At 73.5% G+C, this 15,557-nt stretch carries 7 protein-coding genes and 1 pseudogene; 4 read left to right on the top strand and 4 right to left on the bottom strand.

What is annotated here, in order from left to right; translation table 11 throughout:
- Nucleotides 1–33 precede the first annotated feature (33 nt).
- The 3 genes and pseudogenes from KKZ08_RS13735 to KKZ08_RS13725 all read left to right on the top strand — a co-directional run.
- The gene (locus tag KKZ08_RS13735; RefSeq protein WP_223774718.1) at nucleotides 34–2,700 is read left to right on the top strand and encodes an alpha/beta fold hydrolase; all 2,667 of its coding nucleotides are present in this window, start codon (nucleotides 34–36) and stop codon (nucleotides 2,698–2,700) included.
- Complete coding sequence (locus tag KKZ08_RS13730) at nucleotides 2,697–3,560, top strand: ABC transporter permease (RefSeq protein WP_223774717.1); 864 nt, start codon at nucleotides 2,697–2,699, stop codon at nucleotides 3,558–3,560. Before KKZ08_RS13735 ends, KKZ08_RS13730 begins: the two co-directional genes overlap by 4 nt.
- Before the next feature lie 119 nt (nucleotides 3,561–3,679).
- Nucleotides 3,680–5,168 (top strand): annotated as a pseudogene (locus tag KKZ08_RS13725) (von Willebrand factor type A domain-containing protein); the annotation flags it as partial.
- A gap of 132 nt (nucleotides 5,169–5,300) precedes the next feature.
- Here KKZ08_RS13725 and KKZ08_RS13720 read toward each other — a convergent pair.
- The 3 genes from KKZ08_RS13720 to KKZ08_RS13710 all read right to left on the bottom strand — a co-directional run bounded on the left by KKZ08_RS13720 (nucleotide 5,301) and on the right by KKZ08_RS13710 (nucleotide 10,821).
- Complete coding sequence (locus KKZ08_RS13720; protein WP_223774716.1) at nucleotides 5,301–8,465, bottom strand: glycoside hydrolase family 2 TIM barrel-domain containing protein; 3,165 nt, start codon at nucleotides 8,463–8,465, stop codon at nucleotides 5,301–5,303.
- Between the two features lie 118 nt (nucleotides 8,466–8,583).
- Nucleotides 8,584–10,275, bottom strand: coding sequence for a hypothetical protein (locus KKZ08_RS13715; RefSeq protein WP_223774715.1), 1,692 nt, complete (start codon nucleotides 10,273–10,275; stop codon nucleotides 8,584–8,586).
- A gap of 66 nt (nucleotides 10,276–10,341) precedes the next feature.
- Nucleotides 10,342–10,821 carry an SCP2 sterol-binding domain-containing protein gene (locus tag KKZ08_RS13710; RefSeq protein WP_223774714.1) on the bottom strand — a complete coding sequence of 160 codons (480 nt, stop codon included), beginning with the start codon at nucleotides 10,819–10,821 and terminating at the stop codon, nucleotides 10,342–10,344.
- A gap of 231 nt (nucleotides 10,822–11,052) precedes the next feature.
- Here KKZ08_RS13710 and KKZ08_RS13705 point away from each other — a divergent pair, with 231 nt between their 5' ends.
- Nucleotides 11,053–12,996 (top strand): AMP-dependent synthetase/ligase, encoded by a 1,944-nt coding sequence (locus tag KKZ08_RS13705; RefSeq protein WP_223774713.1) that lies wholly within the window; start codon nucleotides 11,053–11,055, stop codon nucleotides 12,994–12,996.
- Here KKZ08_RS13705 and KKZ08_RS13700 read toward each other — a convergent pair whose 3' ends face one another.
- The gene (locus tag KKZ08_RS13700; protein WP_223774712.1) at nucleotides 12,997–15,447 is read right to left on the bottom strand and encodes an NB-ARC domain-containing protein; all 2,451 of its coding nucleotides are present in this window, start codon (nucleotides 15,445–15,447) and stop codon (nucleotides 12,997–12,999) included.
- Nucleotides 15,448–15,557 lie beyond the last annotated feature (110 nt).

Below are 15,557 nucleotides of genomic sequence, written 5' to 3'. Positions count from 1 at the left end.
CCGGTTGTCGGTGGGCGCCCGTACGGTTGACGCATGGATCTACGACTGCCCAGGCCACCCAGGCTTCCCGGACCCCGCGGGCCACGCCGGCTGCTCGCCGCCGTGGCCGCCGTCGTGGTGCTCGCGGGAGCGGGCACCTGGACGGCGGTGGCATCGGACGACGGCCCGGCGGTGCACCGGTCGGACCGCACGCTCCGCACCGACGGCGCGCGGATCGACACCTCTTACTTCACCGCGGGGGACGCCGCCGCGAAGCGCCCCGCGGTCCTCATCGGCCACGGGTTCGGCGGCAGCAAGGCCGACGTCCGCGAGCAGGCCGAGGACCTGGCGAGGGACGGCTTTGCCGTGCTGACCTGGTCCGCGCGCGGCTTCGGCAGGTCCACCGGCAAGATCGGGCTGAACGACCCCAAGGGCGAGGTCGCCGACGTCTCGAAGCTGATCGACTGGCTGGCGAAGCGCCCCGAGGTGCGGCTCGACAAGGCGGGCGACCCGCGCGTGGGCGTCACCGGGGCCTCGTACGGGGGAGCGGTGTCGCTGCTCGCCGCCGGGCACGACCGGCGGGTGGACGCGATCGCCCCGCAGATCACCTACTGGAACCTCGCGGACGCCCTGTTCCCCGACGGCGTCTTCAAGAAGATGTGGACCGGTTCGTTCATCACCACCGGAGGCGGCTGCGAGAAGTTCGAGAAGCAGCTGTGCGCCATGTACGACCGGGTCGCGGTCGCCGGGGAGCCCGACCAGAAGGCGCGCGAGCTGCTCGCCGCGCGCAGCCCCGCCGCCGTCGGCGACCGCATCGAGGTGCCGACGTACCTCGTACAGGGCCAGACCGACTCGCTCTTCCCGCTCGGGCAGGGCGACGCCATCGCGCGGGCGGTCCGGGCCAACGGCGCGCCCGTGACGGTCGACTGGATCGCGGGCGGCCACGACGGCGGCGAGCGTGAGGCCGAGCGCGGCCGCGTCGAGAAGCGCGTCGGCGCGTGGTTCGACCGCTATCTGAAGGGCGACAAGGGCGCCGACACCGGCCCGGCGTTCCGCGTCACCCGCACCGGGGGCGTCGACTCCACCGACGGGGCGGCCCAGCTGCGGGGCGCGAGCGGCGACACGTACCCCGGCCTTCGGAGCGGCCCGCGCGCGGTGCCGCTCAGCGGGCGGGAGCAGACCTTCGACAACCCCGCGGGCGCGAGCCCGCCCGCGGTCTCCACCCTCCCCGGACTCGGCGGCACAGGCCTCTCCCGGCTCTCCTCCCTCGGTGTGGGCGTCTCTCTGGACATCCCCGGGCAGCACGCCAAGTTCGAGTCGAAACCGCTGAGCGAGGACCTGCGCATCACCGGCACGCCGACCGTGCGGGCCCATGTGAAATCCACGCGCGAGGACGCGGTGCTCTTCACGAAGGTGTACGACGTCGGGCCCGGCGGCAAGCAGCAGGTGCTGCCCTCCCAGCTCGTCGCCCCCGTACGCGTCGAGAACGCCCGGCAGGGCAAGGACGTCGAGCTGCGGCTGCCCGCCATCGACCACGAGGTGCAGAAGGGCCACCGGCTCCGTCTCGTCCTCGCCTCCACCGACCTCGGGTACGCCTCACCGGCCGAGCCCGCCAAGTACACCGTCTCCCTGAAGGGCGACCTGACGGTGCCGACGGCTCCCGGCGTGCAGACCGCCGCCGCGCCGCTGCCCTCCTGGGTGTGGTGGCTGCCGGTGGCCGGAGCGGTCATCGCCCTCGGCCTGCTGATCACCGGACGGCGGCGCACGACGGCGCCCGCACCCGACCCCGCGCTCGCCGAAGTGCCGCTCCAGATCACGGACTTGAGCAAGCGGTACGCGAAGTCCGCCGACCGGTTCGCCGTCCGCGACGTCTCCTTCCGCGTGGAGAAGGGCCAGGTGCTCGGCCTCCTGGGGCCGAACGGCGCGGGCAAGACCACGACCCTGCGCATGCTGATGGGCCTGATCCGGCCCGACGCGGGCGAGATCCGCGTCTTCGGGCAGGCGATCCGGCCGGGGGCGCCCGTCCTCTCCCGGGTCGGTGCGTTCGTCGAGGGCGCCGGATTCCTGCCGCACCTCAGCGGCCGGGAGAACCTGGAGCTGTACTGGAAGGCCACCGGACGCCCCGCCGAGGACGCCCACCTGACCGAGGCGCTGGAGATCGCCGGGCTCGGTGACGCCCTGACCCGCGCCGTGCGGACGTACTCCCAGGGCATGCGGCAGCGCCTCGCCATCGCCCAGGCCATGCTCGGCCTGCCGGACCTCTTGATCCTCGACGAGCCGACGAACGGCCTCGACCCGCCGCAGATCCGCGAGATGCGTGAGGTCATGATCGGCTACGCGCGCAGGGGCCGCACGGTCATCGTCTCCAGCCACCTCCTCGCCGAGGTCGAGCAGTCCTGCACGCACCTGGTCGTCATGGACCGCGGCCGCCTCGTCCAGGCGGGCCCGGTCGCCGAGATCATCGGCTCCGGGGACACGCTCCTCGTGGGGCTCGCGCGGGACATCTCCGACCCGCTGGTCGAGAAGATCGCCGCGCTGCCCGGCGTCGCCTCGGCGGTGCGCGCCGACGACGGCCTCCTGGTGCGGCTCGACGGCACCCCGGACGCGGGCGCCGCCCGGCTGCTGCCCGAACTGGTCCGCCTGGATGTGCCCGTGGAGTCCATGGGCCCGCACCGCCGCCTCGAAGACGCCTTCCTGACCCTGATCGGAGGCACCGCATGAGCGCCCCCACCCTGGAGCGCCCCACGGCGCCCGGCTACCGCGCCGGACGCACCCTGCCGCTGCGGGTCGAGGCGGTCCGCCAGCTGAAGCGGCGCCGCACGCTCGTGATGGGCGGCGTCATGGCGCTGCTGCCCGTCGTGCTGGTCATCGCGTTCGCCGTCGCAGGGTCGCCGGGGGAGCGCAACAGCGCGGTGACGCTGATGGACACGGCCACCGCGTCCGGCGTCAACTTCGCCGCGACGTGCCTGTTCGTCTCCGCGGGCTTCCTCCTCGTCATCCCCGTCGCCCTGTTCTGCGGGGACACCGTCGCCTCCGAGGCGAGCTGGTCCTCCCTGCGCTACCTGCTGGCGGCCCCCGTGCCGCGCGCCCGCCTCCTGTGGTCCAAGCTCGCCGTCGCGCTCGCCCTCAGCGCCGCCGCCATGGTGCTGCTCCCGCTGATCGCGCTGGCGGTCGGCACGATGGCGTACGGCTGGGGCCCGCTGGAGATCCCCACCGGCGGCGCGCTGCCCGCGACCACGGCGGCCCAGCGCCTGCTGATCGCCGTCGGCTACGTCTTCGTCTCCCAACTGGTCACCGCGGGCCTCGCGTTCTGGCTGTCGACGAAGACCGACGCCCCGCTCGGCGCGGTCGGCGGCGCGGTCGGCCTGACGATCGTCGGCAACGTCCTGGACGCGGTGACCGCGCTGGAGGACTGGCGCGACTTCCTCCCGGCCCACTGGCAGTTCGCCTGGGCCGACGCCCTCCAGGCCCGCCCCGAGTGGGGCGGCATGATCCAGGGCTCGGCGATCTCGGTGACGTACGCGCTGGTGCTGTTCGCGCTGGCGTTCCGGGGGTTCGCGCGCAAGGACGTGGTGTCCTGACCTGCGCGGCCGTGGTCCCGTAGCCGCATCGAGACCCATCCGCAACGTCCCATGGCGATCGTTCCCGGCCCCCCGCGCGTCACAGTCAGGAAAGCCGACGACGTGAGGGGGACGGGCGGATGCGGGCCAGGAGGATACGCCACGCGGTGCTCGCCGTGGCCATGGCGGGTGGGCTGCTGCTCACCGGGTGCACCGCAGGCGGCGGCGACAACCGCGCCACCGCCGACGGCAAGGAGAAGAGCCGGGGGAGCGGGGCCGCGCCGCTGCCCGCGCCGGACGCGCCCGGCACCGGCGAAGCCGTGCGCCCCGAGCGGCAGCGGGAGGCCGCGCCGCCCGACTACCTCTCCACCTTCGCCCTGGACGTCGACACGGCCTCCTACGGCTTCGCGCGCCGCACGCTCGCCGAGGGGCGCCTGCCCGATCCGTCGACGGTCCGGCCCGAGGAGTTCGTCAACAGCTTCCGGCAGGACTATCCGCGGCCCGACGGCGACGGGTTCTCGGTCAGCGTCGACGGCGCCCGCACCGGAGAGGGCGGCTGGTCACTGGTGCGCGTCGGGCTCGCCACCCGCGGCGCCGCGAAGGAGGGCGAGCGGCCGCCCGCCGCCCTCACCTTCGTCATCGACGTGTCCGGTTCCATGGCCGGGCCCGGCCGCCTCGACCTCGTGAAGAAGTCCCTCGGGATCATGACCGACCAGCTGCGCCCCGACGACTCGATCGCGCTCGTCACCTTCAGCGACACCGCCGAGACGGTCCTGCCGATGACCCGTCTCGGCGACACCGGGGACGGCCGCTCCCGCGTGCACGAGGCGATCGAGCGGATGGAGCCGACCCAGTCCACCAACCTGGAGGCGGGCGTCACCACCGGCTACGACACCGCCGTGCGCGGCAAGAAGAAGGGCGCGACCAACCGCGTCGTCCTGCTCTCCGACGCCCTCGCCAACACCGGCGAGACCAGTGCCGACGGCATCCTGGACCGGATCTCCGACGCCCGCCGCGAGCACGGCATCACCCTCTTCGGGGTCGGCGTCGGCAGCGACTACGGCGACGCCCTGATGGAGCGGCTCGCCGACAAGGGCGACGGCCACACCACGTACGTCTCGGACGAGAAGGAGGCCCGCGAGGTCTTCTGCGAACAGCTCCCCGCCCACATCGAGCTGCGCGCCCGCGACGCGAAGGCGCAGGTCGCCTTCGACCCCGCCACCGTCGAGCGGTTCCGCCTGATCGGCTACGAGAACCGCGAGGTCGCCGACGACGACTTCCGCGACGACTCCGTGGACGGCGGCGAGATCGGCCCCGGGCACACGGTGACGGCGCTGTACGCGGTGCGCACCAAACCGGGCGCCGACGGCCATCTCGCCACGGCCGGCGTGCGCTGGCTCGACCCCGACACCCGCGCCCCGCACGAGGAGTCGGGCCGCATCGAGGCCGCCGACCTGGACGCGTCACTGTGGCGGGCCGACAGCGGCCTCCAACTGGCCGCCGTCGCCGCCTACTTCGCGGACAACCTGCGCTCCGGGCCCGGCGGCCGCCACGACGGTGCGCGGCACACCGCCGCCCTGCCCGGCACCCTCCCTGGGCGAACTGGCGGGCCGCGCCCGCGCGTTGGCCGCGGAGGGGCGCAAGCCGGGAGCTGGCCACCGCCATCGACCGGGCCGGGGAGCTCACCGGCGCGGCCCCCACCCCGGAGGACCCCGGCGGGGAGCACCGGGGCGAGGTCCGTCCCGGCGAGCGCCTCGCCGGCTAGCCGGCGGCCCGCAGGCGGTAGCCGTAGGTGTACGTACGCCCCGCGTGCAGCAGGTACGGCTCCTCCGGCGGGGCGCCCCACGAGTCGTTGCCGCCGACGCCCATCTGCCGGTGGTTGACCCCGAGCACCGTCTCCGCGCGCCGCTTCACCTCATGCGGATGCCGTGGCCCGTCCAGGTCGAACGGCGTGTGGTGCAGGGCGCTGACCTCAAGGAACGGCTCGCCGTCCGCCGGGTCGGCGAGCACGGCGAGACCGCCGCCGGTCCGGTCGGTGAGCGCGATCCGCCGTACGTCGGTCATGTTGCCGGTCTGCTGCGGCCGGACGTACGGCGCGACCTGCGCGTCGACCGTCGAACGGTGCCGCCCCACGAACGCGGCCGACTTGCGGTCCTGGTAGTTCTCGTGCGGCCCGCGCCCGTACCAGTCGAGCCGCTCGAACCCGGCGGGCACGGTGACCAGCGCCCCCACCACCGGGATGTCCGGCAGCCCCGCCGCCGCCTCCAGGGTGTGCCGCACCCGCACCTCGCCGTCGCCGCGCACGGTGAACACCGTCCGCCAGGCCGAGGTCCGCGGCGCGGTCGGCAGCACGGCGCTCACCTCGATGGTGACCTCGCCGGGGGAGGGCCGCGCGACCTTCACCGCGGTGATGTCCGCCTTGGCGCCCGCGTCCCGCCACGTGGCGGCCTGCTGGTGGTACTTCCGCCCGATGTCGTTGTCCGTGGGCCCGCGCCAGAAGTTCGGCACCGGCCCCTCGGCGACCAGCAGCCGCCCCTTGACCTCGTACGAGGTCAGGGTGCCGGTGGCCTTGGAGAGCACGACCTCGACGTCCCGGCCGCCGACCCGCACCTCCTCGGCGTTCTCCGCCACCTCCAGGCGGGGCAGCGAGCCGGGCCCCGGATCGGCGGGCGCGGGGGCCCGCCAGTCGAGGCCGAGCTGTTCGGCGGCGACGGTGTGCCCGGCCGGGGCCCAGCTGGCCTTCTTCCGCAGGACGAGGACGAGGTCCAGCCAGTACTCGGCGCCGGGCGCGAGGCGGCCGGGCTTCTCGTACGGGAGGCGTACGGTCCCCGAGGCGCCGGGCGCCACGTCCGGCGCGGCCATGGTCCCGTGCTGGATCTCCTCGCCGTCCCGCGTGACGGTCCACCGCAGCTCGTACGCGTCCAGGCCGCTGAAGAGGTGCTTGTTGGCGACCAGCACGGTCCCGGCGGCGAGGTCGCCCGCGGTGAAGGCCACCGGCTGGTACACCTTCTTGATCTCCAGCAGCCCCGGGTGGAGGTCGCGGGTGGAGGCGACGAGGCCGTTGCAGCTGAAGTTGCCGTCGGTCGGGTAGCCGGGCTTCCAGTCACCGCCGTACGACAGGTAGGTGTGCTTCTTGTCGCCGGGTACAGGGCGCCGGATGTTCTGGTCGACCCAGTCCCAGACGAAGCCGCCGTGCAGGTTCGGGTACTTCTCGAAGACCGCCCAGTACTCGGGGAGGTTGCCGTTGCTGTTGCCCATGGCGTGCGTGTACTCGCAGAGCAGGTAGGGCTTGGGGTTGCCGGACCTGCCGTACTTCTCGACGTCGGCGGGCTTCACGTACATCTCGCTGTGCACGTCGGCCACGGAGTTCATGCCCTCGTAGTGCACGGGCCGCGAGTCGTCGCGGGCGTGCGCCCAGTCGGCCATGACCTTGAAGTTGTCGCCCTGTCCCGCTTCGTTGCCGAGCGACCAGGCGATCACGCACGCGTGGTTCTTGTCCCGCTCGATCATGGACCGCAGCCGGTCCACGCACGCGTCGGTCCACTCGGGCCGGGAGGCGGGGAGCCGGTCGCGCACCCCGTGCGTCTCCAGGTTCGTCTCGTCGATGACGTACAGGCCGTACTCGTCGCAGAGCTCCAGCCAGCGCGGGTGGTCGGGGTAGTGCGAGGTGCGCACGGCGTTGATGTTGTGCCGCTTCATCAGCAGCACGTCCTGGAGCATCACGGACTCCGGGACGGCCTGCCCGTGGTCGGGGTGGGACTCGTGGCGGTTGGTGCCGCGCAGCATGACGGGCTTGCCGTTGACCGTGTACGTGCCCGGACCGAAGTCCACTTGGCGGAAGCCGACCCGCGTCCGGTGCACGTCCACCGCCTTGCCGGTGCCGTCCCGCAGGGTGACGACGAGCGTGTACAGGTTCGGCTGCTCGGCGGACCAGAGCGCGGGCGCCTTGACGTCGGCCCTCAGGGTGAGCGGCTCGCCGGGCTCGGGCGCACCGCCGAGCCGCCCGCCCGGCACGGGCCGCCCCCGGTCGTCGTACAGCACGGCCTCGATCCGGTACGCGCCGCCGCCGTTGCCCCGCACCACCGTCGTCACGGACAGCGTCGCGTCCCGGAACGCGGAGTCCAGATCGGTCCGTACGAAGAGGTCGTGCACCCGCGCCTCGGGCACGGAGTACAGATACACGTCACGGAAGATCCCGGACAGGTCGATCATGTCCTGGTCCTCGAGCCAGCTGCCGTCGGACCACCGGTAGACCTCGACGGCCAGAAGGTTGTCGCCCGGCCGCAGGTACTCGGTGACGTCGAACTCGGCCGGGGTGTAGCTGTCCTCGCTGTAGCCGACCTTCTCGCCGTTGACCCAGACGAAGAACGCGGACTTCACGCCCTGGAAGGAGAGCAGGGTCCTGCGCCCCCGCCGGCCGCGCGGCACGGTGAAGGTGCGGCGGTAGGAGCCGACGGGGTTGAAGTCCTTGGGGACGTCGGGGAAGTCGGGCTTCTCGTAGCCCTCCCACGGATACTTGATGTTGAGGTAGATCGGCTCCGGATACCCCTCGATCTCCCAGTTCGAGGGGACGGGTATCCGGTCCCAGCCGCTCACGTCGTAGTCGTCGGCCTCGAAGCCGACCGGCCGCTTCTCCGGGTTCCTGGCCCAGTGGAAGGCCCACCGTCCGTTCAGGGAGCGGTGGTACGGGGACTTCGTGTGCTCGCCGCGCAGGGCGTCGGCGGCGGAGGCGAACGGGACGAGGCGGGTGCGGGCCGGCTCTCTGTTCACCTGGAAGACGCGGGGGTCGGCATTCCACTCGGGGCTCTTGGCGGCTCTCCCGGCGCTCGCGGCGAAGGCCTGCTTCTGCGCGGCGAAGGCGGCCCAGCCCGCCAGCGCGGTACCGGTGGCGAGGAAGGACCGGCGGTTCGGACGGTAGGCGCTCATGCGGCACTCCGAACGTAAGGCAACAAGAATCACCAGCGTCCGACACGTTCACTCACCGCACAAGGGCAATGCAAGCCACGGAGACCCCCCGCGCCCCACCCGCGCCGTCACGGGGTGGCTACCCGCACAACTCCCGCTCCGCCCGCACCGGATCGTTGGGGAACCGGAACGCCGTGAGCCCCGCGGCGCCCGTCAGATTCCGCCAGAACCGCCCGGCCGTCATCGGCGCCCGTGTGGCCGCCCGCAGTTCGGCGAACGGCTCGCAGCGCAGGGCGCGCCGGGCCGCCGCGACGCGCTTTGGGTCGAGCCCCTCCGGCAGCGCGCCCCTGACCCCCCGGTCGGCGACGATCCACTCGTCGGGGAGCCGCTTGTCGTGCCCCACCCGGCCGTTGATGGGCTGGGAGTGGGCCGCCAGCGGATAGGCGAGCCCGATCGGGTCGAGCGCGGCGCCGGACAGCGGGATCACGGAACCGCTGAAGCCGAGCGTGTTGTAGACCCCCGTGATCCCGGGCCGGGCCGCGGCGACCGGGCTCCTGGCGAGCAGCAGCGTGGGCGCGCCGTCCCGCGTCCGTTCCCGCACGAGACCGGCGTACGCCATGTTGCCGGGCTGCCCCGCGAAGGTGTGGTGCACGGGATGGCGGGCGTCGTTCTGGTGTACGTACACGCCTCGCTCGTCCGCGATCCCGCCGGGCCCGATCCGCCCCTCGTACGGCACCCGCAGCACGGCCGCGCACGTCACGGCCCACACCGCGACCCCGGCGCCGACGATCGTCCACGCGCGCGTGACGGGCACGAGGAAGACGGGCAGCAGCATCAGCAGCAGCCCCGGCAGGAACATCCGCCCGTGCATGAAGTCGCCGCCCACCTTGATGACGTAGAGCCAGCAGAGCGCCCCCGCGACCACCGGCGCGGCCACGACGACGCGTTCGCGCATCCGCCCGGACGCCAGGAGGCCCGCCACGATCATCAGCAGCGGCAGCCACAGCAGGTACGTACCGGCGAAGTCGTCGAGATAGTCGGCACCCCGCCACCACAGGCTCCGCGAGGCCTCCTTGGTGACGCCCGGCAGCGGCATCAGATGGCCGTAGTAGCCCATGCGGAAGATCTCGTACGCGACCGGCAGCGCCCCCGCGGCGCCCGCGCCCGCGAGCACCCCGCGCCAGGGCGGGCGCGCCACGGCCCACTGGGCGGCCAGGAAGACCAGCGACACCAGCGCCAGGTCGGGCCGCACGAGGGGGCCGAGCCCCAGCACCGCGCAGGTCGCCAGCGCGCGGGGCCGGGTGACGAGCATCAGCCAGGCGCCCGCGATCCAGCAGGTCGCGAGCCCCGTCTCCAGGCCGGACGTCGCGAAGTCCCAGACGGGCGGCAGCGCGAGGAGCACGAGGGCGCCGCAGGGCAGCAGGAGGCCGTCCCCGCCGCGCAGGCGCAGCGCGGCGGCCGCGGCGAGCGCGAACCCGGCGGCGGTCAGGAACAGCCCGCCGTACATCGCCGCCGTGGGGATGTCGAAGCCGGGCGCCCCGGCGGCGACCAGCAGCCACTGCCACAGGGTCCCGGTGGACGACTCGGCCCGCTCCCCGGCGTTGAAGACGGGGCCGTTGCCCGCCAGCACCTGGCGTACCGTCCGCACGTAGATGTGGCCGTCGTCGGACATCCACCGCCGCTGGAACCCGGCGACGGCGACGACGAGGGCCGGCAGGAAGGCGAGCCCGAGCCGCGCGGCCGTCCGCCATCGCTCGGCCCGGGCGTCGACGGGCAGCCCGGCCTCCGCGGTGCCGACACCGGAGGAGCCAAAGGAGTACGTAGACGTCATGGGCCCTACATCGGCGCAGCTCACCCCGGCCTTGAGCGCCGCCGGCCGGCTACGCCCCGCCCGGCATCACGCGCCCGGCCGCCCGGGGATGTCGAAGTACCGCGTGAGCCCCGCCGCCAGCGCGACATCCCCCGCGACCTTGACCTTGCGCAGCATGAACAGCGTGACGGGACTGGCGTTGCCCGAGACGAGCTTGAGGAACGGGGCGTCGCCCATGACGAACGTGACCCGTGGCTCCGCCTCCGAACGCCCCTCCCGCACGGTGCAGACGCCGTCCGCGATCCGCGTCTCGTACACGACCTCGGGGTTGTCACCGCTGCCCGTGACCCGCCACCGGAGCAGCGCCGCCAGCGAGCCGGCCGCCTCCGGCCTGAACTGCCGCTCCATGCGCCGGAAGACCTCGTCCAGGACGCGCTTGCGCAGGGCTCCGTCGCGGGCGATCCCGGCTATCTCCTTGTCGGAGAGGCCCTTCACGATGCGGGCGAACTCCTCCGGGGTGACGCTCGCGAAATCCAGTCCGGCGATCCTGCTGATGTCGTCCGCCACGGCCCGTCTCCTTAACCCGATCACCTTGGGGCAGTTGCTCCGGGGCAGCGTACGGCGGGGGCGGGCGGTGCGGGAAAACGTGTACGACTGCCGCTGCCCGGCCCATTGAATTTTCCTTACGGGCGAGTAAGTTGACGGCCGCGTAAGCAAGCGGGCCGTGAGCAAGCAGGCCGTGAGCAAGCGGGCACCACACCGAGCAGCACCTCCGTGAACCGGACCCCGGGAGCCGTCATGGGCGTACGCAAGGATCTGAGAAGGGCACAGCGCCGCAGCGGGCTCGCGGACGGCGCCCGGGTCGAACTCGTCAGGGACGAGCACGGCACCGTGCGCGAGGCCCGCACCGCCCCACTGGCCGCGCGGGCCACCACGGGCAGTACCGCCGACATCCCTTTCGTCAACGCGCACGAGGCCCCCGACGCCGTGGTGCTGCGCCGCAAGCAGGGCGGCCGGTGGCAGCCGGTGACGGCGGCGGCCTTCGCCCGCGAGGTGACGGAGACCGCCAAGGGCCTGATGGCGGCGGGCCTCGAACCCGGCGGACGCGTCGCGCTGATGTCGCGCACGCGCTACGAGTGGGCGGTCCTGGACTTCGCGATCTGGGCGGCGGGCGGCCAGAGCGTCCCCGTCTACGCCACCTCGTCGGCGGAGCAGATCGAGTGGATCGTCCGCGACTCGGGCGCCCGCCTCCTGATCGCGGAGACCGCCGAGAACGCGGCGACCGCCGAGGCGGCCCTCAGCGCTTCCGGTGGGACACCACCACGCGTCCGGCACCTCGACGGTGGCGCGATGGCGGAACTGACGCTGCTGGGCAGGGACGTGCCCGACGAGGAGGTGACGAAGCGGCGCGCCGCGCTGACCCCCGACACCATCGCCACCCTCTGCTACACCTCGGGCACCACCGGGCGCCCCAAGGGCTGCGTCCTCACACACGGCAACCTCCACGCCGAGGCGGCCAACACGGTCGAGCTGCTGCACCCCGTCTTCAAGGAGATCACCGGGCAGGTCGCCGCCACGCTCCTCTTCCTGCCGCTCGCCCACATACTGGGCCGCAGCCTCCAGATCGCGTGCCTGCTCGCCCGCATAGAGCTCGGCCACTGCCCGAGCATCAAGCCGGACGAACTCCGGCCGGAACTGCGCGCCTTCAAGCCCACGTTCCTCGTCGGCGTCCCGTACCTCTTCGAGAAGATCCACCACACCGGCCGGGCGACCGCCGAGAAGATCGGCCGCGCCGCGTCCTTCGACCGGGCGGAGCGCGTCGGGGTGCGCTTCGCCGAGGCGTACCTGGACAAGTTCCTCGACCCGCGCCGGCCCGGCCCCTCCCTGGGGCTGCGCCTCGGCTGGGCGCTGTACGAACTCCTCGTCTACCGCCGCATCCGCAAGGAGGTCGGCGGGCACCTGCGGTACGCGATCAGCGGCGGCTCCCCCCTGGACCGCGACCTCAACCTCTTCTTCTACGCCGCCGGGATCATCATCTACGAGGGGTACGGCCTGACGGAGACCACGGCCGCCGCCACCATCACGCCACCGCTGAGGCCGCGCCCCGGCACGGTCGGGCTGCCCGTGCCCGGCACGGCCGTGCGCATCGCGGAGGACGGCGAGGTGCTGCTCAAGGGCGGCATCGTCTTCAGCGGCTACTGGAACGACCCGGCGGCGACGGACGCCGTGCTCACCGGCGAGTGGCTGGCCACCGGCGACCTGGGCGCGCTCGACGAGGACGGCTACCTCACCATCACCGGCCGCAAGAAGGACCTCATCGTCACCTCCGGCGGCAAGAACGTCTCCCCCGCCGTCCTGGAGGACCGCCTGCGCAGCCGGGCGCCCGTGGGGCAGTGCATCGTCGTAGGGGACAACCGCTCCTACGTCGCCGCGCTCATCACCCTGGACCCCGAGGCCGTCGGCCACTGGCTCGCCGTACGCAAGCGCCCCAAGGACACGCCTCTCGCGGAGCTGGCCCGGGACCCGGAGATGACCGCGGAGATCCAGAAGGCGGTGGACCACGCCAACGCGGCGGTCTCCAGGGCCGAGTCCATCCGCAGGTTCGCCCTCGTCGAAGGGGAGTTCACGGAGGACAACGGGCTGCTCACCCCGTCCCTGAAGATCAAACGGAGCGCGGTGACGGCGGCGTACGCCAAGGAGATCGAGGCGCTGTACGACGGGGGCACGGCACCCAGCGGCTGATCACTCGGGAGGCGAACGGCGCGGCTCCTCCGCGGCGCGCAGCCGCTCGGCCAGTTCCCCGGTGAGCGGGCTCTCCATGTCCTTGTGGATGGCCAGGGCCCTGGCCAGGTCGTCCCGCAGCCGGGAGCGGTCGCCGCCCGGGCGTTCGGCGATGGCTGCCAGGTCGACCAGGGCCTCGGCTTCGTAGGCGTACGCTTCGAGGTCCTCCAGCGACCGCGCGGCCTCTCGCAGGACGGGTACGGCTTCACCGGTCCGGCCCAGGTGGTCCAGGCACCGGCCGAGCGCGGCGGTGGCCCGGGCCGCCATGCGGTGGTCGGGAGAAGGCAGGGCCAGCAGGTCCGTGCGGGCCTGCCGGAGGGTGGCGAGGGCGTGGGTGAAGTCGCCGCTCGCGTCCTCGGCCCGCCCGAGGAAGAAGGCGGCGATGGCGGCGCCGCGTGCCTCGCCGGCCCGGAGGTTCAGCTCCATGGAGCGCCGGTACGCCGCGATCGCACGGGCCGGATCGAAGCGGTCCCAGTAGCGGCCCGAGAACTCCAGCGCGGACGCGAGCAGCACCAGGTCACCGGAGACCTCCGCGCAGGCCAGCGCCGCGGTCAGCTCCCGCTCCGCCCTTTCGTGCTCGCCGAGGTCCATGAGCGGGCGGGAGAGCAGGCTGCGCAGCCGGGCCTCGGCTGCCGGGGCGACGGCGGAGCGCGCGTACCCGGCGCCCAGCTCCAGGGACTCCTTCCAGTCACCGAGGTGCCTGTGGTGCAGGAACAGCACGGTGAAGCACTCCGCGAGCTGCCATCCGGGCGTGTACAGCCGGTGGGCACCGGCTGCGCGCAGCACCGCCATGATGTTGGCCCGCTCGGCCGCCAGCCAGTCCAGCGGCCGGGGACCGGCGTGGGCCGCGAAGGGGTCGGCGCGCCCCGCGAGCAGCGGACGGAGGTCGGCCGCACGCGTCCGGTCGGCGCGCACCGAGCGGTCGGCGAACGCCGTGAGCGCCAGGTAGTGGGTCAGGACCCGCCGCACCACCGCGCCTTCGGCGTCCGCGGGCTCCTCGGCGGCCGCACGCTCACGGGCGTGGACGCGCACGAGCCCGTGGAACCGGTACCGGCGGTCCTCCGCCGTCTCCAGCAGGCTCATGTCCTCCAGGACGTCGAGGAGGAGCTGGGCGGCCGCCACGTCGGAGCCGAGCGCGGCAGCGGCTGTCGCCGCGTCGAAGCAGTGGCCGGGGACCCAGCCGAGAAGCCGGTACCCGTGCGCCAGCTCCGGTGACAGCTGCCGGTAGGAGGCGTCAAGGACGGCGGTGACGGGGGACTCGCCCCCCACGCTCAGGGCGGACAACCGGCGCTTGTCGTCGGCCAGTTCGGCGGCGAGCGAGGCCAGCGTCAGGCGCCGCTCGTTCACCAGCCGCGCCGCGGCCACCTGGAGGGCGACCGGGAGCCCGGAGCACAGGTCGGCGACCCGGCACGCGGCCTCCGGCTCGGCGGCGATCCGGTCCTCGCCGCACCGGTCGGCCAGCAGGAGAAGCGCGGCCTCCCGCGTGAAGGGCTCCAGGGGCAGCGGCCGGGCACCGTCCAGCGCGAGTTCGCCGAGCCTCGCGGTGCTCGTGGCGAGGACGGTGCTCCCGGGCCCCTGCGGGACCAGGGCCCGTACCTGCGCGGGCGAGGTCACGTCGTCCAGTACGAGAAGCACCCGCAGGTCGGCCGTCCGGCTCCGGAAGAGCGCGGTCCGCTCGGCCAGGGACGGCGGCAGCAGCGAGTCGTCGACACCGAGGGAGCGCAGACAGTGGCCCACGGCGTCCGTCACGTCCCCGCCGGCACCGGCGCGGTCCCGCAGCGCCGCGAAGTCGACGTACAGCCGCCCGTCGGGGAAGTGCTCACGCATGGTGTGCGCCCAGTGCCGCGCCAGGGCGGACTTGCCGACTCCGGGCGGCCCGGCCAGCACACGGACATCGACGTGCGAGGCGACGGCGGTGGCGCCTGCCGACGAGCCGTCCAGATCCGTGATCTCCGCCGTGCGGTTGACGAAGCGGGTGCGCAGTACCGGGACCTGGGAGGGCGGGCCGCCGGGGCGCGGGGCGGCGGGTACGTCGTACGAGATGCCGGTCGAGGCGGTCACGAACGGGGCTGCCGCACCGGCGCCTTCCCGTTCGCCCTCCGGATCCAGGTCACGGAGGAGCGAGACCAGTTCGCCGGCGACCGGGGACTCCTCCCGCAGCGAGTGGCGCAACCTGCGCCGCAGCCGGTCGGCGGCGTCCCCCAGGGAGTGCGGGTCCTCCGACTGAAACGCCGCCGCCAGCTCCTCCACGGCCGACTGGAGCTGCTGGTCCCCTGCCGTGGCGTCGTCCTGCCGACGGCTGAAGAGCCGGGTGACGAGGGCCCGCGTACGCGTCCACGCCTCGGTGACCGCGAGTCCGACCAGCGTGCTCGTCGCTCCCGACGCGGCGATGGCCGCCACCTCGATTGCCACTGGTCCCCCTTCGCGTATCGGCTGAGCCGCCGTATCGGCGGCAACCCGCGTGCTGACGACCACCGTAGTGTGATCAAGGAGGGCTGTGTAGTAGGGCACTTGGCGGCCGA

Origin of the sequence: Streptomyces sp. 135 (assembly GCF_020026305.1) — a bacterium.
GTDB lineage: Bacteria > Actinomycetota > Actinomycetes > Streptomycetales > Streptomycetaceae > Streptomyces.
The sequence above is the reverse complement of the archived record's forward strand: the minus strand, read 5'-3'. Positions and strand labels throughout refer to the sequence as shown.